The sequence below is a fragment of the Pseudomonas lurida genome (assembly GCF_002563895.1).
Lineage (GTDB): Bacteria > Pseudomonadota > Gammaproteobacteria > Pseudomonadales > Pseudomonadaceae > Aquipseudomonas > Aquipseudomonas lurida.
Genome location: NZ_PDJB01000001.1, coordinates 1,025,037 through 1,046,761 on the forward strand (window position 1 = coordinate 1,025,037; position 21,725 = coordinate 1,046,761).

At 60.6% G+C, this 21,725-nt stretch carries 22 protein-coding genes; 11 read left to right on the top strand and 11 right to left on the bottom strand.

The annotated features are described in order from the left end of the window. The first annotated feature begins 31 nt into the window (after positions 1 to 31). From ATH90_RS04585 to tldD, 5 genes are all read left to right on the top strand, one after another. On the top strand, positions 32 to 628 hold the full coding sequence (locus ATH90_RS04585) for a Maf family protein (protein WP_034102183.1): 597 nt from the start codon (positions 32 to 34) through the stop codon (positions 626 to 628). A gap of 70 nt (positions 629 to 698) precedes the next feature. Continuing rightward, positions 699 to 2,156, top strand: coding sequence for a ribonuclease G (gene rng, locus ATH90_RS04590; protein ID WP_010213134.1), 1,458 nt, complete (start codon positions 699 to 701; stop codon positions 2,154 to 2,156). A gap of 76 nt (positions 2,157 to 2,232) precedes the next feature. Continuing rightward, positions 2,233 to 6,048, top strand: a complete 3,816-nt coding sequence (locus ATH90_RS04595; RefSeq protein WP_098465788.1) for a YhdP family protein — start codon at positions 2,233 to 2,235, stop codon at positions 6,046 to 6,048. Positions 6,049 to 6,096: 48 nt separating this feature from the next. Beyond that, positions 6,097 to 6,945, top strand: a complete 849-nt coding sequence (locus ATH90_RS04600; protein WP_098465789.1) for a carbon-nitrogen hydrolase family protein — start codon at positions 6,097 to 6,099, stop codon at positions 6,943 to 6,945. Positions 6,946 to 6,961: 16 nt separating this feature from the next. Continuing rightward, positions 6,962 to 8,404 (top strand): metalloprotease TldD, encoded by a 1,443-nt coding sequence (gene tldD, locus ATH90_RS04605; RefSeq protein ID WP_012722229.1) that lies wholly within the window; start codon positions 6,962 to 6,964, stop codon positions 8,402 to 8,404. Positions 8,405 to 8,449: 45 nt separating this feature from the next. On the opposite strand, the gene yjgA is transcribed toward tldD, so the two are convergent. After that, complete coding sequence (gene yjgA / locus ATH90_RS04610) at positions 8,450 to 8,971, bottom strand: ribosome biogenesis factor YjgA (protein ID WP_025856302.1); 522 nt, start codon at positions 8,969 to 8,971, stop codon at positions 8,450 to 8,452. Between the two features lie 108 nt (positions 8,972 to 9,079). Between yjgA and pmbA the strand changes: the two genes are divergently transcribed. From pmbA to ATH90_RS04640, 6 genes are all read left to right on the top strand, one after another. Beyond that, positions 9,080 to 10,426, top strand: a complete 1,347-nt coding sequence (pmbA, locus tag ATH90_RS04615) for a metalloprotease PmbA (protein ID WP_034102186.1) — start codon at positions 9,080 to 9,082, stop codon at positions 10,424 to 10,426. 152 nt (positions 10,427 to 10,578) lie between these two features. Further along, positions 10,579 to 10,974 (top strand): hypothetical protein, encoded by a 396-nt coding sequence (locus ATH90_RS04620; RefSeq protein WP_034102187.1) that lies wholly within the window; start codon positions 10,579 to 10,581, stop codon positions 10,972 to 10,974. Continuing rightward, a complete protein-coding gene (locus tag ATH90_RS04625; protein ID WP_034102188.1) occupies positions 10,967 to 12,343 on the top strand; it encodes a class II fumarate hydratase in 1,377 nt (458 codons plus the stop codon). The genes ATH90_RS04620 and ATH90_RS04625 overlap by 8 nt, the downstream gene beginning before the upstream one ends. Before the next feature lie 27 nt (positions 12,344 to 12,370). Beyond that, a complete protein-coding gene (locus tag ATH90_RS04630) occupies positions 12,371 to 12,799 on the top strand; it encodes a hypothetical protein (protein WP_034102189.1) in 429 nt (142 codons plus the stop codon). A gap of 1 nt (position 12,800) precedes the next feature. Beyond that, positions 12,801 to 13,412 (top strand): superoxide dismutase, encoded by a 612-nt coding sequence (locus tag ATH90_RS04635; RefSeq protein ID WP_034102190.1) that lies wholly within the window; start codon positions 12,801 to 12,803, stop codon positions 13,410 to 13,412. Between the two features lie 33 nt (positions 13,413 to 13,445). Then, positions 13,446 to 14,339, top strand: a complete 894-nt coding sequence (locus tag ATH90_RS04640) for a ZIP family metal transporter (protein ID WP_098465790.1) — start codon at positions 13,446 to 13,448, stop codon at positions 14,337 to 14,339. A 97-nt stretch (positions 14,340 to 14,436) separates the two neighbouring features. Here the strand turns inward: ATH90_RS04640 and ATH90_RS04645 are convergent, their stop codons facing one another. The 10 genes from ATH90_RS04645 to ATH90_RS04690 all read right to left on the bottom strand — a co-directional run bounded on the left by ATH90_RS04645 (position 14,437) and on the right by ATH90_RS04690 (position 21,446). Continuing rightward, positions 14,437 to 14,709 (bottom strand): HPr family phosphocarrier protein, encoded by a 273-nt coding sequence (locus tag ATH90_RS04645; RefSeq protein WP_012722237.1) that lies wholly within the window; start codon positions 14,707 to 14,709, stop codon positions 14,437 to 14,439. Between the two features lie 16 nt (positions 14,710 to 14,725). After that, positions 14,726 to 15,583: an RNase adapter RapZ gene (gene rapZ / locus ATH90_RS04650; RefSeq protein WP_069021773.1), complete on the bottom strand. Its 858-nt coding sequence runs from the start codon at positions 15,581 to 15,583 to the stop codon at positions 14,726 to 14,728. Positions 15,584 to 15,585: 2 nt separating this feature from the next. Beyond that, positions 15,586 to 16,050, bottom strand: coding sequence for a PTS IIA-like nitrogen regulatory protein PtsN (ptsN, locus tag ATH90_RS04655; protein ID WP_034102194.1), 465 nt, complete (start codon positions 16,048 to 16,050; stop codon positions 15,586 to 15,588). Between the two features lie 10 nt (positions 16,051 to 16,060). After that, entirely contained in the window at positions 16,061 to 16,366 is a 306-nt protein-coding gene (gene hpf / locus ATH90_RS04660) for a ribosome hibernation-promoting factor, HPF/YfiA family (RefSeq protein WP_034102196.1), read from the bottom strand. 75 nt (positions 16,367 to 16,441) lie between these two features. Beyond that, positions 16,442 to 17,935: an RNA polymerase factor sigma-54 gene (locus ATH90_RS04665; RefSeq protein WP_034102197.1), complete on the bottom strand. Its 1,494-nt coding sequence runs from the start codon at positions 17,933 to 17,935 to the stop codon at positions 16,442 to 16,444. Between the two features lie 185 nt (positions 17,936 to 18,120). After that, positions 18,121 to 18,846 (bottom strand): LPS export ABC transporter ATP-binding protein, encoded by a 726-nt coding sequence (gene lptB / locus ATH90_RS04670; RefSeq protein ID WP_003171806.1) that lies wholly within the window; start codon positions 18,844 to 18,846, stop codon positions 18,121 to 18,123. Then, a complete protein-coding gene (gene lptA, locus ATH90_RS04675; protein WP_034102200.1) occupies positions 18,846 to 19,379 on the bottom strand; it encodes a lipopolysaccharide transport periplasmic protein LptA in 534 nt (177 codons plus the stop codon). Before lptA ends, lptB begins: the two co-directional genes overlap by 1 nt. Continuing rightward, complete coding sequence (gene lptC, locus ATH90_RS04680; RefSeq protein WP_034102202.1) at positions 19,366 to 19,938, bottom strand: LPS export ABC transporter periplasmic protein LptC; 573 nt, start codon at positions 19,936 to 19,938, stop codon at positions 19,366 to 19,368. Before lptC ends, lptA begins: the two co-directional genes overlap by 14 nt. Before the next feature lie 8 nt (positions 19,939 to 19,946). Beyond that, positions 19,947 to 20,471, bottom strand: coding sequence for a KdsC family phosphatase (locus ATH90_RS04685; RefSeq protein WP_034102204.1), 525 nt, complete (start codon positions 20,469 to 20,471; stop codon positions 19,947 to 19,949). Continuing rightward, entirely contained in the window at positions 20,472 to 21,446 is a 975-nt protein-coding gene (locus tag ATH90_RS04690) for a KpsF/GutQ family sugar-phosphate isomerase (protein ID WP_069021777.1), read from the bottom strand. Positions 21,447 to 21,725: the final 279 nt, after the last annotated feature.

A 21,725-nucleotide genomic window follows, 5' to 3' on the forward strand; every position in this document is an offset into this window, starting at 1 on the left:
TGGTTATCGAACCCTACAGGGAGAGTCTGCAATGAATTCGCTTTACCTGGCCTCGGGCTCTCCGAGGCGGCGTGAACTGCTGACCCAGATCGGTGTGCCCTTCACCGTGGTCAGTGCCGCCATTGATGAAACGCCTCTCACAAACGAACCTGCCGTTGCCTACGTCGAGCGCCTTGCGCGCGGCAAGGCCGCGGCGGGTTTTGCCGTGCTCGGGAAAACCTTGGGCGCCTGTGTATTGGGGGCCGATACTGCCGTGATCGTCGATGGCAAGATCCTCGGCAAGCCCGTGGACCAGGCCGACGCCCTGGCGATGTTGATGGCCTTGGCGGGGCGTGAGCATGAAGTGCTCACGGCCATTGCCCTCACCGACGGTCAGCGCAGCGAAACCCGATGTGTAAGCAGTCGTGTACGTTTTCGCGGTATTTCTGTCGAGGAAGCGACAACCTACTGGCACAGTGGCGAACCCCAGGACAAGGCGGGCGGCTATGCTATTCAAGGCCTGGGCTCGGTATTCGTCGCCGGGCTCAATGGCAGTTATTCCGCCGTGGTAGGCCTGCCGGTGTGCGAAACCGCGCAACTGCTCGACCAATTCGGCATACCCTGTTGGCAAAACCTTACCGTGCGCTGAGCGTCGTATTCCAGCGCCCAGCCTTAAGCGACCGGTCACTATTGTGAAAACGCCTGAACGAGACCCAGCCATGAGCGAAGAGATTCTGATCAATATCACGCCGATGGAATCGCGCGTGGCGGTGGTAGAGAACGGTGTTCTGCAAGAAGTGCATGTCGAGCGCACCCAGAAGCGCGGGATCGTCGGTAATATCTACAAAGGCAAGGTGGTGCGCGTATTACCGGGGATGCAGGCTGCATTCGTCGACATCGGCCTCGACCGTGCCGCGTTTATCCATGCTTCGGAAATTTCCCTGCGCGAAGGCCCGGCGGTAGAAAGCATCAGCGCCCTGGTGCATGAAGGGCAGAGCCTGGTGGTGCAAGTCACCAAGGACCCCATTGGCTCCAAGGGCGCACGCCTGACCACCCAGCTGTCGATCCCGTCGCGTTACCTGGTGTACATGCCACGTACCGCGCATGTCGGCATTTCCTTGAAGATCGAAGATGAAGCCGAGCGCGAGCGCCTGAAGAAGGTGGTCAGCGACTGCGTGGCCGCCGAGGGCATCAAGGAAGCCGGCGGCTTTATCCTGCGCACCGCTGCCGAGGGCGCTGGCGCCGATGAGATCCTCATGGACATCCGCTACCTGCGGCGCCTGTGGGACCAGATTGGCGCACAGATCAAGACCATTGGCGCGCCGAGCGTGATCTACGAGGACCTGGGCCTTGCCCTGCGCACATTGCGCGACCTGGTCAGCCCGAAGATCGAGAAAATTCGCATCGACTCGCGGGAAACCTTCCAGCGCACCACGCAATTTGTTGCCGAGTTGATGCCGGAAATTGCCGACCGCCTGGAACACTACCCCGGCGAGCGGCCGATCTTTGACCTGTATGGCGTCGAAGACGAAATCCAGAAAGCCCTGGAGCGCAAGGTGCCGCTCAAGTCCGGCGGCTATCTGGTGGTGGACCCGGCGGAAGCCATGACCACCATCGACGTCAACACCGGCGCGTTCGTCGGTCATCGCAACCTCGAAGAGACCATCTTCAAGACCAACCTCGAAGCGGCCACCGCGATTGCCCGCCAACTGCGCCTGCGCAACCTGGGCGGCATCATCATCATCGACTTCATCGACATGGAAGATGAAGAGCATCAGCGCCAGGTGCTACGCACCCTCGAGAAGCAACTGGAGCGCGATCACGCCAAGACCAACATCATCGGCATTACCGAGCTTGGCTTGGTGCAGATGACCCGCAAACGCACCCGAGAAAGCCTCGAGCAGGTGCTGTGCGAGCCGTGCAGCAGTTGCCAGGGCCGCGGTAAATTGAAGACGCCGGAAACGGTTTGCTACGAGATTTTCCGCGAAATCCTGCGGGAGGCGCGGGCCTACCAGGCCGAAGGCTACAGGGTGCTCGCCAACCAGAAAGTGGTCGATCGGCTGCTGGACGAAGAATCCGGTAACGTCGCCGAGCTGGAGGGGTTTATCGGGCGCACGATACGCTTCCAGGTCGAAACCATGTATTCCCAGGAACAATACGACGTGGTGCTGCTCTGATCCCCAATCGTTTTCCCTTTATGAGACAGGCAGGCCTTGACCTGCCGTCCGATTACCGCCTTGAGGGTCGCCTGACATGGAGCGTCTGATACGCTTTTTTGCCGCTTTGACCCGTTGGGGCCTGGGCCTCTGTGCCTTGCTGCTGGTATTGGCGGCAGTGTATGTGAGCCTGGGTCGTGAATTGACGCCGCTGGTGGCCGAGTACCGTGCAGAAGTCGAGGCCAAGGCGCAGGCTGCGGTGGGCATGCCATTGCACATCGGCAGCCTCGAAGGCCGCTGGAGCGGCTTTGCGCCGGTATTGCTGGCCCATGATGTGATGGTGGGCGAGGGCAGCAGTGCCTTGCGCCTGGACCAGGTCGAAGTGGTGCCGGACATCTGGGCCAGCCTGATGGCCCGCGAAGTCCGAATCGCGCACCTGCAAGTCAGCGGCCTGCAACTCAGCGTCAAGGAAGACAAGGACGGTAAATGGGCCCTGCAGGGCTTGCCCGTCCAGGACGAGCAGCCGCTGGACCCAGCGCAAGTGCTCAAGCGCATGCAAATGGTCAAGCGCGTTTCGCTGCTCGACAGCCAGGTGACATTGCAGCCGTTTGACCATGCGCCGGTGACCCTGACGTATGTCGGCCTGAGCCTGCATACCGGCGCAACTCGCCAGCGTCTGGACGCACGCTTGACGCTGCCTGACGGGCAGCCGCTGGCCGTCAATCTGCGCACCCGTATCCGGGCGAGCCAGTGGAAGGACGCTGAAGTCCAGGCTTACCTGAGCCTGCCGCAGAGCGACTGGGCCAAGTGGATCCCGGCCAAGCTCACCCAGCAGTGGAAACTCACCCAATTCAAGGCGGGCGGCGAGTTCTGGCTGACCTGGGCCAACGGCACCGTACAAAGCGCAGTGGCGCGGCTCAATGCGCCGCAGGTGAAGGGCAGCTACGCCGATCGCAAGCCGGTGCATATTGAGAACCTCGCCCTTACCGCCTACCTGCAACGCAGTGACACCGGCCTCAAGGTGCTGTTCGACTCGCTGGCGATGAACCTGGGGGAGACCCGCTGGGAATCTCGCCTGCAATTGCAGCAGGCCCTGGCCACCGATAAGGGCCAGGAAGTCTGGAAGCTCCAGGCCGACCGCCTGGACCTGACCCCGATCACGCCACTGCTCAATGCACTGGCACCGCTGCCGGAAGGCGTGGCCAAGACTGTCCAGCACCTCAAGGCCACAGGCCTGCTGCGCAATGTGCTGGTGGATTTCCGCCCTCAAGACACCACGGATCAAAAAGTCAGCTTCGCCGCCAATCTCGAGCGCATCGGTTTTGATGCCTACTTCGGCGCGCCGGCCGCGCGCAATGTGTCCGGCAGCATCAGCGGTGACCTTGGCCATGGCGAGTTGCGCATGGACAGCAAGGACTTCTCGCTGCACCTCGATCCAATCTTTGCCAAGCCCTGGCAGTACATCCAAGCCAACGCGCGCCTGACATGGAAGTTGGACAAAGAGGGCTTCACCCTGATCGCACCGTACATCAAGGTGTTGGGCGAAGAGGGCAAAGTGGCTGCCGACTTCCTGATTCGCCTGCATTTCGACCACAGCCAGGAAGACTACATGGACCTGCGGGTCGGCATGGTCGATGGCGATGGGCGCTTCACACCCAAGTACCTGCCGGCGGTGTTGAGTCCTGCGCTGGATGAGTGGCTGCGCACCGCGATCCTCAAAGGCGCGGTGGACCAGGGTTTCTTCCAGTATCAGGGTTCGCTGAACCACGACGCATTGCCAGCTTCGCGCAATATCAGCCTGTTCTTCAAGGTGCATGATGCCGAACTGGCGTTCCAGCCGGGCTGGCCGCATGTGAGCAAGGTCAATGGCGAAGTGTTTGTCGAGGAGAGCGGCGTGCGCATCCTCGCCAGCAAAGGCCAGTTGCTCGACACCAAGGTCAAGGATGTCTACGTCAATATTCCCCACGCCCCTGAAGGCAAGGACAGCCATCTGCTGCTCACCGGTGGTTTTGCCGGTGGCTTGGGCGATGGTCTGAAAATCCTCCAGGAGGCACCGATTGGCACCGCCTCGACTTTTGCCGGCTGGAAGGGCGAGGGCGACCTGCAAGGCAGTCTGGACCTGGACATTCCGCTGGCCAAGGGCACCGAGCCGAAAATCGTGGTGGACTTCAAGACCGATAAGGCACGCCTGCAACTGGCTGAACCCTCCCTGGACCTGACGCAACTCAAGGGCGATTTCCGGTTCGACAGTGCCAAGGGGCTCAGCGGCCAGAACATCACGGCCCAGGCGTTTGACCGGCCGATCAGCGCGCAGATCTTTGCCGACGGCAAGCCGGGCAATATCAGCACTCGCGTGACTGCCAAGGGCCAGGTCACGGTCAAGCGGCTGACGGATTGGCTGAAAATCACCCAGCCGTTGCCGGTGTCGGGCGATATTCCTTACCAGCTGCAACTGACCCTGGACGGCGCCGACAGCCAACTGATGGTCAGCTCCAACCTCAAGGGTGTGGCAGTGGACCTGCCAGCGCCGTTTGGCATGCCCGCCAGCCAGGGGCGTGACAGTGTCTTCCGTATGACCTTGCAGGGCGCCGAGCGCCGCTATTGGTTCGATTATGGTGAGCTGGCGAACTTTACCTTTGCTGCGCCGCCGGACAAATTCAATGACGGTCGCGGTGAACTGTTCCTTGGTGATGGCGATGCCGTGCTACCGGGGTCCAAGGGGTTGCGCATTCGTGGGGTGTTGTCGGAACTTGATATCGATCCCTGGAAGAAACTGGTGGACCGCTATGCGGGCAACGATCCGGGCGGCAGTGCCAAGCAATTGCTCAGCGGCGCCGATTTCAAGGTGGGTAAGCTGACCGGTCTTGGCACTCAGTTCGATCAGGTCAATTTGCAACTGGACCGCAAGCCTGCGGCGTGGGGCTTGCAGCTTGACAGCCAGCAGGCCAAGGGCACGGTGAACCTGCCAGACGCCAAGGGCGCGCCGATTGCGATCAACCTGCAATACGTGAAACTGCCGGCGGTGGACCCAACAGTTCAGGCTGACGAAAACGCGCCGGACCCGTTGGCGAGCATCGACCCCAAGGATATCCCGGCGCTGGATATTGCCATTGGCCAGCTATTCCAGGGCCCGGACCTGATAGGCGCGTGGTCGTTGAAAATCCGTCCGACGGCCAAGGGCCTGGCCTTCAACAACCTGGACCTGGGTCTCAAAGGCATGCAGCTCAAGGGTGCCGGTGGATGGGAAGGTGCGGCGGGTGACAGCAGCAGTTGGTACAAGGGCCGCCTGGACGGCAAGAATATTGGCGATGTACTCAAGGGCTGGGGTTATGCCCCCACCGTCACGAGCCAGGATTTCCATTTGGATGTGGACGGGCGTTGGCCCGGCTCGCCGGCCTATGTGGGGCCCAAGCGCTTCTCCGGCAGCCTGGATGCGGCGTTCCGCAACGGTCAGTTCGTGGAAGTGGAAGGCGGCGCCCAGGCCCTGCGGGTATTCGGGCTGCTCAACTTCAATTCCATTGGGCGCCGCCTGCGACTTGACTTCTCGGACTTGCTCGGCAAGGGCCTGAGTTATGACCGGGTCAAAGGCTTGCTCGCGGCCAGTAATGGCGTGTTCGTGACGCGTGAGCCGATCACCATGACCGGTCCTTCCACCAATCTGGAGCTTAATGGCACCCTGGACCTGGTGGCCGACCGTGTCGACGCCAAGCTGCTGGTGACCCTGCCGGTCACCAACAACCTGCCGATCGCCGCGCTGATCGTCGGGGCGCCGGCCATTGGTGGCGCGTTGTTCCTGATCGACAAGCTGATCGGTGATCGTGTTGCGCGCTTCGCCAGCGTGCAATACAAGGTCGAAGGGCCGTGGAAGGACCCGAAAATCACCTTCGACAAGCCATTTGAAAAGCCAAACTGAGAGCCTGTGGAGTAGCATGGCCGCATGCCCATTACGGAGTGTCGGCCCATGTCCTTTGCGGTAATTCAAATGGTCAGCCAGAGTGACGTGCTGGCCAACCTGGCCCAGGCCCGTCGCCTGCTGGAAGAAGCGGCGGCAGGCGGTGCGAAGCTGGCGGTGCTGCCGGAAAACTTCGCTGCCATGGGCCGCCGTGACGTGGCCGATATCGGCCGTGCCGAAGCGCTGGGCAAGGGCCCGATCCTGCCATGGTTGAAACAGACCGCTCGCGACCTCACCTTATGGATAGTGGCGGGTACTTTGCCGTTGCCACCCAAGGACCAACCGCACGCCAAGCCTAACGCCTGCTCGCTGCTGGTGAATGATCAGGGCGAAATCGTTGCTCGATACGACAAGCTGCACCTGTTCGATGTGGATGTCGCCGATGCTCGCGGTCGTTATCGCGAATCCGACGACTATGCTTTCGGGGGCGATGTGGTGGTAGCGGACACGCCCGTCGGTCGTTTGGGCCTGACGGTGTGTTATGACCTGCGCTTCCCCGAGCTGTATAGCGAATTGCGCGCGGCGGGGGCCGAATTGATTACGGCGCCTTCGGCGTTTACGGCAGTGACCGGTGCTGCACACTGGGACGTGCTGATTCGCGCGCGGGCCATCGAGACCCAGTGCTACCTGCTGGCGTCCGCCCAGGGTGGTGTGCATCCGGGACCACGGGAAACGCATGGCCATGCAGCGATCGTCGACCCCTGGGGACGCGTGCTGGCACAACAGGATCAAGGCGAGGCGGTGTTGCTGGCCGAACGCGATAGCAGTGAACAGGCGTCGATAAGGGCGCGCATGCCGGTGGTCAACCATCGGCGCTTTTTCTCGCAGGGCGCACAGCGACCTGCTTCGGAACGATGAATTTAAGGCCATACCTATGAGCGAGTTGTTGTCCTCAGTCAGTGAACACCTCCTGGCACCCGGTGGCGTGACCATCGAAAGCTTGCAAACCGTGCTGGGCGATCTCGCCGGGCCGGGCATCGATGCGGCCGACCTGTATTTCCAGGGGCAGATTTCCGAGTCCTGGGCCCTGGAAGACGGCATCGTCAAGGAAGGCAGTTTCAACCTTGATCAAGGGGTTGGTGTACGTGCGCAATCCGGCGAGAAAACCGGTTTTGCCTACAGTAATGCGATCACCCTGGAGGCCTTGGGCCTGGCCGCACGCGCCGCACGTTCCATCTCTCGCGCCGGGCAAAATGGCACGGTGCAGGCGTTCAGCACCCAGGACGTCGCGCAGTTGTACGCGCCGGATAACCCCCTGGAAGTGATCAGTCGCGCGGAAAAAGTCGAGCTGCTCAAGCGTATCGACGCCGCTACCCGCGCCCTGGACCCGCGTATCCAGCAGGTTACCGTCAGCATGGCCGGTGTGTGGGAACGCATCCTGGTGGCGTCGACTGACGGCGGCCTGGCGGCAGATGTGCGGCCGCTGGTGCGTTTCAACGTGAGTGTGATCGTCGAACAGAACGGCCGTCGCGAACGCGGTGGCCATGGTGGTGGCGGGCGTACCGACTACCGCTATTTCCTCACCGATGACCGTGCCATGGGATATGCCCGTGAAGCGCTGCGCCAGGCACTGGTCAACCTGGAAGCCATTCCGGCGCCGGCCGGTACTTTGCCGGTGGTACTGGGCTCAGGTTGGTCCGGCGTGCTGCTGCACGAAGCCGTTGGCCACGGCCTGGAAGGTGACTTCAACCGCAAGGGCAGTTCGGCCTACAGCGGCCGCATGGGCGAGATGGTCGCGTCCAAGCTCTGCACCATCGTCGATGATGGCACCCTGGCTGGGCGCCGCGGCTCGTTGAGCGTCGATGACGAAGGCACGCCGACCGAATGCACCACCCTGATCGAAAATGGCGTGCTCAAGGGCTACATGCAAGACAAGCTCAACGCTCGCCTGATGGGCGTGGCGCGCACCGGTAACGGCCGTCGTGAGTCCTACGCGCACTTGCCAATGCCCCGCATGACCAATACCTACATGCTCGGTGGCGAAAGCGACCCGGCCGAGATCATCGCGTCGGTGAAGCGCGGTATCTACTGCGCCAACCTCGGTGGTGGCCAGGTGGATATCACCAGCGGCAAGTTTGTGTTCTCCACCAGCGAGGCGTACTTGATCGAAGACGGCAAGATTACCGCCCCGGTCAAAGGTGCGACGTTGATCGGTAACGGTCCGGAAGCCATGAGCAAGGTGTCGATGGTCGGTAACGACCTGTCGCTGGACAGCGGCGTGGGCACGTGCGGGAAAGATGGGCAGTCGGTGCCGGTAGGTGTTGGCCAGCCAACGCTGAAGATTGATGCGATCACCGTGGGTGGCACGGGGTCGTAAGCGCGGGAGCTTCGGGTGGCGAAGACCGCCACCCGGGGAAGAGGATCAGCGCAGGCCGCGTTGAGTCTCGTCCAGCTCACGGATGTACTTGAAGATTTTACGGCTGGTGGCCGGCGCCTTGTTATGCGCCAGCTCGTGCTGGGCCTGACGGATCAGGGAGCGCAGTTGCTGGCGGTCCGCGTCCGGGTAGTCCAGTACGAATTTTTCCAGCACGGCGTCATCGCCCGAGATCAGGCGGTCACGCCAACGTTCCAGGTTATGGAAGCGTTCGTTGTACTGGCGAGTGGAGGCATCGGTTTGATCGAGCAAGGCCAGAATGGCGTCAGTGTCCTGATCGCGCATGAGTTTGCCGATAAACATGATGTGCCGTTTACGCGCGATATTCGCGGTGTGCTTGGGCGCATCCGCCAAGGCCCGGCGCATTTCGTCGGTCAATGGCAGTTTTGCAATCAAATCCTTCTTGAGCGTTGTAAGGCGCTCGCCGAGGTCAACCAGAGCATGCAGCTCACGTTTGACCTGGGTTTTGCTTTTCTCCCCATCGAGGGAGTCGTCGTAAGAATCAACCATGGTGGCAGTCCGCAAAGAAACGCCGCCATGATAACCAGTCGGGGGCCGCTTGTCCGGCCCGGTCGCTCGATGGCCTTAACCGAAAGCAGAATTTGAGTGGAGAAAACCATGAGTGCAGCCCAAAGCGTCGGTCCGCAAGCGTTACCGGCACTGCAGGAACAAGTCGAGCAGATCCTTGCCGAGGCCAAGCGCCAGGGGGCCAGTGCCTGTGAAGTGGCGGTGTCGCTGGAGCAGGGGCTGTCGACGTCGGTGCGCCAGCGGGAAGTGGAAACTGTAGAGTTCAACCGCGACCAAGGTTTTGGTATCACCTTGTATATGGGGCAACGCAAAGGTTCGGCCAGTACCTCGGCCAGTGGCCCCGAAGCGATTCGCGAGACCGTGGCAGCGGCGCTGGCGATTGCCAAGCACACCTCCGAGGATGAAAGCTCGGGCCTGGCCGACAAGGCGTTGATGGCCAAGGACTTGAAAGACTTTGACCTGTTCCACGCCTGGGACATCACGCCTGAGCAGGCCATAGAACAGGCGCTGACGTGTGAAGCCGCCGCGTTCGACGCCGATCCCCGCATCAAGAATGCAGATGGCACCACGTTGAGCACCCATCAGGGCTGTCGTGTGTATGGCAACAGTCATGGTTTTATTGGGGGTTATGCCTCCACGCGTCATAGCCTGAGCTGCGTGATGATCGCCGAAGCCAACGGCCAGATGCAGCGTGATTACTGGTATGACGTGAACCGCCAGGGCGATTTGCTGGCAGATCCGGTCAGCATCGGTCAACGTGCTGCGCAGCGTGCGGCGAGCCGATTGGGCGCGCGCCCGGTGCCGACCTGTGAGGTGCCGGTGCTGTTTTCGGCGGAATTGGCCGGGGGCCTGTTCGGCAGTTTCCTGGGAGCGATTTCCGGCGGCAATCTGTACCGCAAGTCCTCATTCCTGGAGGGGGCGATTGGCCAAAAGCTGTTTCCTGAATGGCTGACCATCGATGAGCGTCCACACCTGATGCGCGCCATGGGCAGTTCGGCGTTTGACGGTGATGGCCTTGCAACGTACGCCAAGCCGTTTGTCGAGAACGGTGAGCTGGTGTCCTACGTGCTTGGCACTTATGCCGGTCGCAAGCTTGGCCTGCCAAGTACCGCCAACTCCGGCGGCGTGCACAACCTGTTTGTGACCCACGGCGACGAAGACCAGGCGGCGCTGTTGCGGCGTATGGGCCGCGGCCTGCTGGTGACTGAGTTGATGGGGCATGGCCTGAATATGGTCACGGGCGACTATTCCCGTGGCGCGGCGGGTTTCTGGGTGGAAAACGGCGAGATTCAGTTTGCCGTCCAGGAAGTGACTATCGCCGGCAACATGCGCGATATGTTCAAGCAGATTGTGGCGGTCGGCAATGACCTGGAACTGCGCAGCAACATCCGCACGGGCTCGGTGTTGATCGAACGGATGACCGTCGCCGGTAGCTGATCCTTCCGACACGCTTCAACCAAAAGGCGCGCCATCTTAAAGATGGCGCGCCTTTTTTTGTGGTCGCGTGTCAGCGGTGATTGATTTGCCACTCTTGTTTTGATTCTCAATATCATTTAATAATAAATATCATTACCGAATGAGTGTGGATCATGAGTTCTGTCCTGCATGAGGATCCTTACCTCGAGAGCTGGCGCTGGATGAGTCGTCAGATTCGCTGCGGCCTCGACCCCAACGAGCCACGCCTGATCGAACACTACCTCAATGAAGGGCGATACCTGGCGTGCTGCACCGCGACCCATCCGTGGACGATCGCTGAAACCTCATTTCGCCTGTTGCTCGACACCGCCAGCGATATCGCGCTGCCCTGGCACTGGCGCTCCCTGTGCCTGGACCAGGCCTGGCGCCCGCTGCGCGACCTGGAAAAACTCTCGCACTGTGCCTGCCGCCTCAAGCGCTGGCAGGCGTTCGCCTGGCAACTGGCGACCTGCCAATTGCTGCCTTCCATTTCTCACTCCGACCTGGTGCAAGGATCTAACGATGAGTAACACCCGTATCGAACGCGACAGCATGGGCGAACTGCAAGTCCCCGCCGAGGCCTTGTACGGCGCACAAACCCAGCGCGCGGTGAATAACTTCCCGATCAGCAACCAGCGCATGCCGGCGCAATTCATTCGCGCCTTGATATTGGCCAAGGTTGCGGCGGCCAAGGTCAACGTTGACCTCAAGCAAATCAGCGAAGGGCAGGGCAAGGCGATCGTCGACGCTGCCCAAGGTTTGCTGGAAGGCGATTTCATGCGGCACTTCCCGGTGGATATCTTCCAGACCGGCTCCGGCACCAGTTCCAATATGAACGCCAACGAAGTGATCGCCACCCTCGCGAGCCGTTTACTGGGCGAGGCGGTCAACCCCAACGACCACGTGAACTGCGGTCAAAGCAGCAATGACATCATCCCGACCACAATCCACGTCAGCGCTGCGCTGGTCCTGCACGAGCAAACGCTGCCGGCCCTGTTGCACCTGGTGCAGGTGATCGAGCAAAAGGCCGAAGAGGTTCACCCGTTCATCAAGACCGGCCGCACGCACCTGATGGACGCCATGCCGGTGCGCATGAGCCAGGTGCTCAATGGCTGGGCGCAGCAGCTCAAGGCCAATATCGGGCATCTGCAGGACCTCCTGCCGAGTTTGCAGGCGCTGGCTCAGGGCGGTACTGCAGTAGGGACGGGGATCAACGCACACCCTGAGTTCGCCGCGCGTTTCAGCCGGCAACTGAGCAGCCTCACCGGCGTGACATTCACGCCCGGAAAGAACCTGTTCGCCCTGATTGGCTCCCAGGACACCGCCGTTGCCGTGTCCGGTCAGTTGAAAGCCACCGCTGTGTCGCTGATGAAAATCGCCAATGACCTGCGCTGGATGAACTCCGGTCCGCTCGCCGGCCTGGGTGAAATTGAGCTGGAAGGCCTGCAGCCTGGCTCTTCGATCATGCCTGGCAAAGTCAATCCGGTGATCCCGGAAGCGACGGCGATGGTGGCGGCGCAGGTCATCGGCAATGACACGGTGATCACCGTCGCCGGCCAGTCGGGCAACTTCGAGCTGAACGTAATGCTGCCAATCATCGCGCAGAACCTGATCGCCAGCCTCGAGTTGCTGGCCAATTCCAGCCGATTGCTGGCGGACAAGGCTGTCGCCAGTTTCAAGGTCAACGAAGCCAAGCTCAAGGAAGCGCTGTCGCGCAACCCGATCCTGGTCACCGCACTCAACCCGATCATCGGTTATCAAAAGGCCGCTGAAATCGCCAAAAAGGCCTATCAGCAGGGCCGCCCGGTGATCGATGTCGCCCTCGAGCATACCGACTTGCCGCGTAGCCAACTGGAGATCCTGCTGGACCCGGAAAAGCTCACGGCCGGCGGCGTGTAATCACCGACCCTGCTTTGGAGGCTCACCATGGAGCACTGGAAACGCACGATCGAACGGGCCAATCGCTGCTTTATGGCGGGCGAATTGGTTGACGCTCGCGAGGCCTATTTGCAAGCCCTTGCCCTGGCTCAAGTTTTGTTCGAACGCTGGGCGGATGCCGACGAAGCAGTGGCGGCTTGCGTCATTTCCCATCACAACCTGGCGGATCTGCACCTGCGCCTGAACCAACCGGAGGAAAGTGCGGAATACCTCTGTGCTATTCACCAACGTCTGTTGCAGACCATGCAGGACCCACGCCTGAGCCCGCAGCTGCGGGAAGCGGCCCTGCGCCAGAGCAGCAAAACCTACGTCGAGCTGTTGAATTTCATCAGCGATCACGGCGAGTACCCTCGAACCCATCGCTTGCTGGGTGGCACTGCGGCGCAGCCGACCACGTCTCAATACGGAGCCCATTGATATGACTTATACCTTGCCTGCCCTGCCTTACGCGTACGACGCCCTGGAACCGCATATCGATGCGCAAACCATGGAGATCCACTACACCAAGCACCATCAGACTTACATCAACAACCTCAACGCTGCGGTCGAAGGCACCGAGTTTGCGGGTTGGCCGATCGAGAGGCTGGTGGCCAGCGTGCAGCAGCTGCCGGAAAAACTGCGTGCAGCGGTGATCAACCAGGGCGGCGGGCATGCCAACCACTCGCTGTTCTGGGCGGTGATGTCGCCCAAAGGCGGCGGGAAGCCCGAGGGCGTGCTGGGCAAGGCCATCGACGAGCAGTTGGGCGGCTTCGACAGTTTCAAGGAGGCCTTCACCAAAGCCGCGTTGACGCGCTTTGGCAGCGGCTGGGCGTGGCTGAGTGTCACCCCGCAAAAGACCTTGGTAGTGGAAAGCAGTGGCAACCAGGACAGCCCACTGATGAACGGCAACACGCCGATCCTCGGCCTCGACGTGTGGGAGCACGCCTACTACTTGCTGTACCAGAACCGCCGCCCGGAATACATCAATGCCTTCTACAGTGTCATTAACTGGCCAGAAGTCGCCGCCCGCTATCAGGCCGCTGTGGCCTGACAATCACCTTCATAACAAGATCTAAGGCCGACTATGGGTACTGAAACACTGGCGATCAGCAGCGGGCGAATGTTTCGTTATGCGCTTGGTTCGTTGCTGCTATTGGCAGGTACTGCATTGCTGGTGGCCCACGGGCTGGCCTGGCTGAACCTTGAACCGCGCATTCTGCGCGCCCTACAGGGTGGCTCTATCTGCGCGCTTGGCACGGCGCTCGGTGCGGTGCCTGTGCTGGTGATCCGCCGCATGCCGGTGGCATTGAGCGATACATTGCTGGGCTTTGGTGCCGGGGTGATGCTGGCGGCGACGGCGTTTTCGCTGATCGTCCCGGGCATTGCCGCGGCTGAAGGCCTGGGGCTTTCGCCCTGGGGCGCCAGTGGCCTGATCAGCTTTGGCATTATGCTGGGGGCGTTCGGACTGTATCTGGTTGACCGCAAGGTCTCCGGCGCGAGCCCGGAAATGCTGGTGGGCACCCCGGACAAACCGGTGATTCCGCCACGCATCTGGCTGTTCGTGTTTGCCATTATCGCCCACAACATCCCTGAAGGCATGGCGGTGGGTGTCTCGGCCGGCGGCGGTATGCCGGATGCCGACAGCCTAGCGATGGGCATTGCCTTGCAAGACGTGCCCGAAGGCTTGGTGATTGCCTTGGTATTGGCCGGGGCGGGGATGTCGCGAATCAAGGCGTTCCTGATCGGAGCGGCATCAGGTCTGGTCGAGCCCGTGTTTGCTGTGCTTTGTGCCTGGTTGGTCAGCCTGGCCGAGGTGTTCTTGCCTCTGGGGCTGGCCCTGGCGGCGGGCGCGATGCTTTTAGTGGTGACCCACGAGGTCATCCCCGAATCGCGGCGCAATGGTCACGAAAAGCTCGCCAGCCTGGGGTTGTGCATCGGGTTCTGCTTAATGATGGTGATGGACACGGCCCTGGGGTAACAGCCGCTCCCTTGTAGGAGTCGGCTCGCCGGCGTTCAATCCCGAGACTTGCGGACTTGGCGACGCCACTGCCGGCGAGCCGGGCTCCTAAAGGGGGTTATTCACCTTCGTCGAAGTAGTTGTTGATCAACGCCACCAGGGCATCCATCGCTTCCTGCTCTTGCTCACCTTCGGTCTTCAAGTGAATCTTGGTGCCCTTGCCGGCGGCCAGCATCATCATGGCCATGATGCTTTTGCCGTCGACCATCGATTCTGGTGTGCGCCCGGCGCGGATCTGGCAAGGGAACTGCCCGGCAACGCCAACGAATTTGGCAGATGCCCGGGCGTGCAAGCCCAACTTGTTGATGATTTCAATTTCCAGAGCGGGCATCGCGGAGGTGTTCCTTTCAGCTAAGGTCGCGGTGGCGGACCTGGACATTCTTGAGGGTTTGTTGCAGCACCTGGCCCAGGCGCTCGGTCAGGTAGACGGAGCGGTGGTGACCGCCGGTGCAGCCGATGGCAATGGTCACATAGGCCCGGTTGCTTGCAGCAAAGCGTGGCAACCATTTGAGCAAGTAGCTGGAAATGTCCTGGAACATTTCCTCGACATCCGGTTGCGCAGCCAGGTAATCGGCCACGGGCTGATCCAGCCCGGACTGATCGCGCAGTTCCGGCTTCCAATACGGGTTGGGCAGGCAGCGCACGTCAAACACCAGGTCGGCATCGACCGGCATGCCCCGCTTGAAGCCAAACGACTCCACGAGAAACGCCGTGCCTGGCTCCGGCTGGTTCAGCAGGCGCAGCTTGATGGCGTCGCGCAATTGATACAGGTTGAGGCTGGTGGTGTTGATCTTGAGGTCGGCGAGGTCAATGATCGGCCCCAGCAGCGTGGTCTCGTCCTCGATGGCTTCGGCCAGGGAGCGGTGAGGGCTGCTGAGGGGGTGGCGCCGGCGGGTTTCGGAGAAACGCTTGAGCAGCGTCTCCTCGTCGGCATCCAGGTACAGCACGTCGCAATGGATGTGCTTGGCCCGCACTTCCTCTAGCAATTGCGGGAATCGCTCAAGGTGGCTGGGCAAGTTGCGGGCATCAATCGATACGGCGACCAGGGGTTGCGCCAGTTCAGTGTGGATCAACGCGCGTTCCGCCAATTCCGGCAGCAGGCCGGCGGGCAGGTTATCAATGCAATAGAAACCGCTGTCCTCAAGAACGTTGAGGGCGGTGCTTTTACCCGAGCCGGAGCGGCCGCTGACGATGATCAAACGCATGATTACTGCCCGTTCTGTTCATCCAGGACAACCTGGTACAGCGCCTCGTTGCTGTTGGCACTGCGCAGTTTGTCGCGTACTTCCTTGCGGTCGAGCATGCTGGCGATCTGCCGAAGCAGTTCCAGGTGCGCATCGGTGGCAGCCTGCGGGACCAGCAGTACAAACAGCAGGTCGACCGGGGCACCGTCGATAGCGTCGAAATCGATGGGAGCGTCCAGGTGAAGCAGGGCGCTGACTGGGGTCTCGCAGCCTTTGAGGCGGCAGTGGGGAATGGCGATGCCGTTGCCAAAACCGGTGGAACCGAGTTTTTCACGGGCAATCAGAGCCTCGTAGACATCTTGCATTTCCAGTTCAGGCACTTCGCGGCTGATCAGGTTGGCAATTTGCTCAAGGGCTTTCTTCTTGCTGCCGCCCGGCGCGTTCACGAGGGAACGGCCGGGGGTCAGGATGGTTTCAAGTCGGATCATGGGGGGAGAGTTAACGACCTGTGCCCTGAAGCAGGCTCAGATTCTTTTCCTTATGCTTTTTAAGTTGGCGGTCAAGCTTGTCTGTGAGCAAGTCGATTGATGCATACATGTCTTCATGTTCGGCATTGGCGACCACTTCACCACCGGGTATCTGGAGGGTCGCTTCAATTTTCTGCTGAAGCTTGTCGACCTTCATGATGACCTGCACGTTGGTGATCTTGTCGAAATGTCCCTCAAGCTTCCTCAGCTTCAGCTCGACATAGTCGCGTAGTGGAGGGGTGACTTCTACATGGTGTCCACTGATGTTGACTTGCATACAGCTTCTCCTTCGTTGCCAGTGCATAAAGCGGCAGGTAGGAATACCTGCCACTGGAACGCTGTGGCCCGCCCGTCACATCAAACGCTTACGCTCGCTGGAAGGCGCGATCCCGAGGGACTCGCGGTACTTGGCGACGGTTCGACGGGCGACCTGAATGCCTTGTGCCTCCAGTAAACCAGCGATCTTACTGTCACTCAATGGCTTTTTCTGATTTTCCGCGGCAACCAGTTTTTTGATGATCGCGCGGATCGCCGTGGACGAGCATTCACCGCCTTCTGAGGTGCTGACATGGCTGGAGAAAAAGTATTTCAGTTCATAAATGCCCCGTGGGGTATGCATGAATTTCTGCGTGGTCACCCGCGAAATGGTCGACTCATGCATGCCTACCGCTTCGGCGATGTCATGCAGTACCAGCGGCTTCATCGCTTCGTCGCCGTACTCCAGGAAGCCGCGCTGGTGCTCGACGATCTGGGTGGCCACTTTCATCAGGGTTTCGTTGCGGCTTTGCAGGCTCTTGATGAACCAGCGGGCTTCCTGCAATTGGTTGCGCATGAAGGTGTTATCGGCGCTGGTGTCGGCGCGACGCACAAAGCCGGCGTATTGCGGGTTGACCCGCAGGCGCGGCACCGATTCCTGGTTCAGCTCTACCAGCCAGCGCTCGTTGTCCTTGCGTACGATCACATCCGGAACCACGTATTCGGCTTCGCTGGACTCGATTTGTGAGCCGGGACGCGGGTTGAGGCTCTGCACCAGCTCGATGACCTGGCGCAGGTCGTCTTCCTTGAGCTTCATGCGGCGCATCAACTGGCTGTAGTCGCGGCTGCCCAACAGGTCGATGTAATCGGTGACCAGGCGCTGGGCCTCGGCGAGCCAAGGGGTCTTGGCTGGCAGTTGGCGCAATTGCAGCAGCAGGCATTCGCTGAGGGAGCGCGCGCCGATACCGGCAGGTTCGAACTGCTGGATGCGGTGCAGGACGGCTTCGATCTCGTCCAGCTCGATATCCAGTTCAGGGTCGAAGGCTTCAAGAATCTCTTCAAGCGTCTCGTCTAGATAACCCTGGTTATTGATGCAGTCGATCAGGGTCACGGCGATCAGGCGATCGGTGTCCGACATCGGCGCAAGGTTCAGTTGCCACAGCAGGTGGCTCTGCAAGCTCTCGCCGGCGGAGGTGCGGGTGGTGAAGTCCCACTCGTCATCGTCACTGCTGGGCAGGCTGCTGGCGCTGGTCTGGTAGACGTCTTCCCAGGCGGTGTCGACCGGAAGCTCGTTGGGGATGCGTTCGTTCCATTCGCCTTCCTCGAGGTTGTCCACCGTAGGGGCGGATTCCTGGTAGGAGGGTTCCTGCACGTCGGAATTGGGTTTTTGCTCGATGTTATCGGCCAGCGGGTCTGCGTTATCGAAGTCGTCGCCTTCTTCCTGGCGTTCGAGCATCGGATTGGACTCCAGGGCCTCCTGGATTTCCTGTTGCAGGTCCAGGGTCGACAATTGGAGCAGGCGGATGGCCTGTTGCAGCTGCGGTGTCATCGTCAGCTGCTGGCCCATTCTCAGGACTAGCGATGGTTTCATGGCAGGGGCTTAACACCTTATTCGCCGGCGCAATGCGCCATCCACGACAGGGCGCGTGAGCGCCAAACATAAGCAAATTATATGCCTGATGTCGGGGGCTTTGCCTAGAGCGCGGTAACAATAAAAATCCGGAGGTTTTCATTGACTCCCGCGCACCTTGGCGAACGGCCGTGACACCACGGTGTTTACAGGCGGAACTCGTGACCCAGGTACACTTCCTTGACCAGTTCGTTGGCCAGGATCGTGGCGGAATCACCTTCGGCGATTAGCTGGCCATCGTTGACGATATAAGCGGTCTCGCAGATATCGAGGGTCTCACGGACGTTGTGGTCAGTGATCAGCACGCCAATGCCCTTGGCCTTGAGGTGATGGATGATCTGCTTGATGTCGCCCACCGAGATCGGGTCGACGCCGGCAAACGGTTCGTCCAGCAGGATGAACTTGGGCGCAGTGGCCAGGGCGCGGGCGATTTCCACACGGCGACGCTCACCACCGGACAGGCTCATGCCGAGGTTGTCGCGGATATGGTTGATGTGAAACTCCTGCAGCAGGCTTTCCAGCTCCTTGCGGCGGCCGTCTCGGTCGAGCTCCTTGCGGGTCTCGAGGATGGCCATGATGTTATCGGCGACCGACAGTTTGCGGAAGATGGACGCCTCCTGCGGGAGATAGCCGATACCGGCGCGGGCGCGGCCGTGCATCGGCTGGTGGCTCACGTCCAGATCGTCGATCAGTACGCGGCCCTGATCCGCCTGGACCAGGCCGACGATCATGTAGAAACAGGTGGTCTTGCCGGCGCCGTTGGGGCCGAGCAAGCCGACGATCTGGCCGCTGTCGATCGACAGGCTGACGTCGCGCACGACCTGACGGCTTTTATAGGCCTTGGCCAGATGCTGGGCTTTCAGGGTTGCCATTACTCGGCCTTCTTCTTCGGCTGGATAACCATATCGATGCGTGGGCGCGGCGCGCTGAGCTTGCTGCCAGTCGCGCGGCCGGCGTTGGCAACCTGTTTCACGGTGTCATAGGTGATTTTCTCACCTTCCGTAGAGTTGCCATCGGGGCTGAGTACCTTCGCCTGGTCGATCAGGACAATGCGGTTCTGCTGGGCGTGGTACTGGATGGTCTTGCCGTAGCCCTTCATGGGGCCGGTATCGGTAGCAGACTGCTTCTGTTCGAAGTAAGCCAGGTTGCCTACCGACGTCACCACGTCGATATCGCCCGATTGGGTGCGCGTCAGTGTCACCGTGTTGCCGGTGATCTTCATCGAACCCTGGGTGATGATCACGCCGCCGGTGTAGGTGGCGACGCCTTGCTTGTCATCGAGCTGCGCGTCGTCAGCCGAGATGTGGATCGGTTGCTGGCTATCGTTCGGCAGAGCCCAGGCGCTCACGCTTCCCAGTGCTGCGCCCAGACCGAGCAAAATAGGGAGAGTTTTAACGAGCCTCATACTGTCCTCTTACGTTCGATAGCAGGTGTATCCTGCTTTCTTTCAAATACGCTTTCATTCCCTTGCCAGTCGATACACCGCCAGCGCCGTCGATTCTAACGTCTTGCTCGGTCTGCGCATATTGCTTCTGCGGGAATACGGTCATTCGACTGGTGGTAATCACGGTCTCACGCTTTTTATCGTCGGTACGCGCAACGCGCACCGAGTCGATCAGTTCCACCTCGGTACCGTCCGGGTTGACCTCGCCACGCTTGCTGGTGACGTGCCATGGAAACTCGGTACCCCGGTAGATATTCATGTCCGGGTTGGTCAGCAGGGTGACTTCGCTGGCCTTGACATGCTCAACCTTGTCCGAAGTCATTTCGTACTGCACCTTGCCATCTGGCAGGAACTGCACGCTCTTGGCATTGGTGGCGTAATAGTCGATAGCGCTCTCGTCAACCTGCGCAGCAGGCTGGTCGAGAAAGCGCTCCGGGCTGATATTCCAGTAGCCCACCGCCAGGAACAGCGCGGCGATGACCCCGAATAGCAGGAAGTTGCGAATCTTTTTGCTCAGCATAAAACGCTCTATAAGTAGGCGGCGTGGGCCGCTTCAAGGCTACCCTGGGCACGCAGGATCAGCTCGCAGAACTCGCGGGCGGCACCTTCACCGCCGCGGGCGGTGGTAATGCCATGGGCGTGCTCGCGAACAAAGGCTGCCGCATTGGCGACGGCCATGCCCAGGCCCACTCGGCGGATCACCGGCAGGTCTGGCAGGTCATCGCCCAAGTAGGCGACCTGCTCATAGCTTAGGTTGAGTTGGCCAAGAAGCTCGTCCAGAACCACCAGTTTATCCTCGCGGCCCTGATACAGGTGAGGAATCCCCAGGTTTTGTGCGCGGCGTTCCACTACCGGCGTTTTTCGGCCGCTGATAATCGCCGTTTGCACGCCCGACGCCATCAGCATCTTGATGCCCTGGCCATCGAGGGTGTTGAACGTCTTGAATTCACTGCCGTCTTCGAGGAAGTACAGGCGGCCATCGGTCAGCACGCCGTCAACGTCGAAAATCGCCAGTTTGATGTGCTTGCCGCGTTGCAGCAGGTCGCTGGTCATTTACATCACTCCCGCACGCAGCAAGTCGTGCATGTTCAGGGCGCCAATCGGGTGGTCGTCGCCATCGACCACCACCAGTGCGCCGATCTTGTGGTCTTCCATGATCTTCAAGGCTTCGGCTGCCAGCATTTCAGGGCGCGCGGTCTTGCCGTGAGGTGTCATCACCGCGTCAATGGTCGCGGTATGGATATCGATGGTGCGGTCCAGGGTGCGGCGCAGGTCGCCGTCGGTGAAGACCCCGGCCAGACGGCCGTCGGCTTCCAGGATCACGGTCATGCCCAGGCCCTTGCGGGTCATCTCCATCAACGCGTCCTTCAGCAAGGTGCCGCGTTGGACGTGGGGCAATTCATCGCCCGAGTGCATGACATTTTCCACTTTCAGCAGCAGGCGGCGGCCCAGTGCGCCCCCTGGGTGAGAAAATGCGAAGTCCTCGGCGGTAAACCCGCGGGCTTCCAGCAGCGCTACGGCCAGGGCATCGCCCATGACCAGCGCGGCGGTGGTGGAGGAGGTGGGTGCCAGGTTCAGCGGGCAAGCCTCGTGGGCCACGTGAACATTCAGGTTCACTTCGGCGGCCTTGGCCAGCGTCGACTCCGGGTTGCCGGTGATGCTGATCATCTGGATGCCCAGGCGCTTGATCAGCGGCAACAGGGTCACGATTTCGTTGGTAGTGCCGGAGTTGGACAGTGCCAGGATGACGTCATCCTTGGTGATCATGCCCATGTCGCCGTGGCTGGCTTCGGCAGGGTGCACGAAAAACGCGGTGGTCCCGGTGCTGGCCAGGGTGGCGGCGATCTTGTTGCCGACGTGGCCCGATTTGCCCATGCCGACCACGACAACGCGGCCCTTGCTGGCCAGAATCATCTCGCAGGCGCGTACGAAATCTGCGTCGATATGCGCCAGCAAGCCTTCCACGGCTTCAAGCTCGAGGCGGATGGTGCGTTGTGCGGATTGAATAAGGTCGCTGGATTGGCTCATGTCTGAAATCGTATAGCCTGACGAAAAGTCGGCGATTATAGCGGTAATGATCAATTCCCTCACGCAAGTTCGTCAGGGTTTGTTCACGATGCGGTTGAGATTCCATCTTCGGCAACCCTCCTTGGTAACATAGCCAGCAACGTTTTTTCCCTGTCCTCAATCTGAACAAGCGCTGTTCCGGCCTTGGGCGCCTTGTACCAGCAGTGATATAGTTCGCCGCCAGTTCGGTCCGCCCAGCCCACGTGGCCAACTATTGCGCAACGGTTGCAAACGTTTGTC

Coding starts and splice junctions, on each gene's coding strand:
- ATH90_RS04635 (WP_034102190.1), top strand. CDS start 12,801: ATGACTTATACCTTGCCTGCCCTGCCTTACGCGTACGACGCCCTGGAA.
- tldD (WP_012722229.1), top strand. CDS start 6,962: ATGAGCGAGTTGTTGTCCTCAGTCAGTGAACACCTCCTGGCACCCGGT.
- ptsN (WP_034102194.1), bottom strand. CDS start 16,050: ATGATCCGACTTGAAACCATCCTGACCCCCGGCCGTTCCCTCGTGAAC.
- yjgA (WP_025856302.1), bottom strand. CDS start 8,971: ATGGTTGATTCTTACGACGACTCCCTCGATGGGGAGAAAAGCAAAACC.
- lptB (WP_003171806.1), bottom strand. CDS start 18,846: ATGGCAACCCTGAAAGCCCAGCATCTGGCCAAGGCCTATAAAAGCCGT.
- ATH90_RS04595 (WP_098465788.1), top strand. CDS start 2,233: ATGGAGCGTCTGATACGCTTTTTTGCCGCTTTGACCCGTTGGGGCCTG.
- rapZ (WP_069021773.1), bottom strand. CDS start 15,583: ATGCGTTTGATCATCGTCAGCGGCCGCTCCGGCTCGGGTAAAAGCACC.
- ATH90_RS04690 (WP_069021777.1), bottom strand. CDS start 21,446: ATGAGCCAATCCAGCGACCTTATTCAATCCGCACAACGCACCATCCGC.
- ATH90_RS04645 (WP_012722237.1), bottom strand. CDS start 14,709: ATGCCCGCTCTGGAAATTGAAATCATCAACAAGTTGGGCTTGCACGCC.
- lptA (WP_034102200.1), bottom strand. CDS start 19,379: ATGAGGCTCGTTAAAACTCTCCCTATTTTGCTCGGTCTGGGCGCAGCA.
- ATH90_RS04630 (WP_034102189.1), top strand. CDS start 12,371: ATGGAGCACTGGAAACGCACGATCGAACGGGCCAATCGCTGCTTTATG.
- ATH90_RS04685 (WP_034102204.1), bottom strand. CDS start 20,471: ATGACCAGCGACCTGCTGCAACGCGGCAAGCACATCAAACTGGCGATT.
- pmbA (WP_034102186.1), top strand. CDS start 9,080: ATGAGTGCAGCCCAAAGCGTCGGTCCGCAAGCGTTACCGGCACTGCAG.
- ATH90_RS04620 (WP_034102187.1), top strand. CDS start 10,579: ATGAGTTCTGTCCTGCATGAGGATCCTTACCTCGAGAGCTGGCGCTGG.
- ATH90_RS04585 (WP_034102183.1), top strand. CDS start 32: ATGAATTCGCTTTACCTGGCCTCGGGCTCTCCGAGGCGGCGTGAACTG.
- ATH90_RS04600 (WP_098465789.1), top strand. CDS start 6,097: ATGTCCTTTGCGGTAATTCAAATGGTCAGCCAGAGTGACGTGCTGGCC.
- ATH90_RS04625 (WP_034102188.1), top strand. CDS start 10,967: ATGAGTAACACCCGTATCGAACGCGACAGCATGGGCGAACTGCAAGTC.
- ATH90_RS04665 (WP_034102197.1), bottom strand. CDS start 17,935: ATGAAACCATCGCTAGTCCTGAGAATGGGCCAGCAGCTGACGATGACA.
- ATH90_RS04640 (WP_098465790.1), top strand. CDS start 13,446: ATGGGTACTGAAACACTGGCGATCAGCAGCGGGCGAATGTTTCGTTAT.
- lptC (WP_034102202.1), bottom strand. CDS start 19,938: ATGCTGAGCAAAAAGATTCGCAACTTCCTGCTATTCGGGGTCATCGCC.
- rng (WP_010213134.1), top strand. CDS start 699: ATGAGCGAAGAGATTCTGATCAATATCACGCCGATGGAATCGCGCGTG.
- hpf (WP_034102196.1), bottom strand. CDS start 16,366: ATGCAAGTCAACATCAGTGGACACCATGTAGAAGTCACCCCTCCACTA.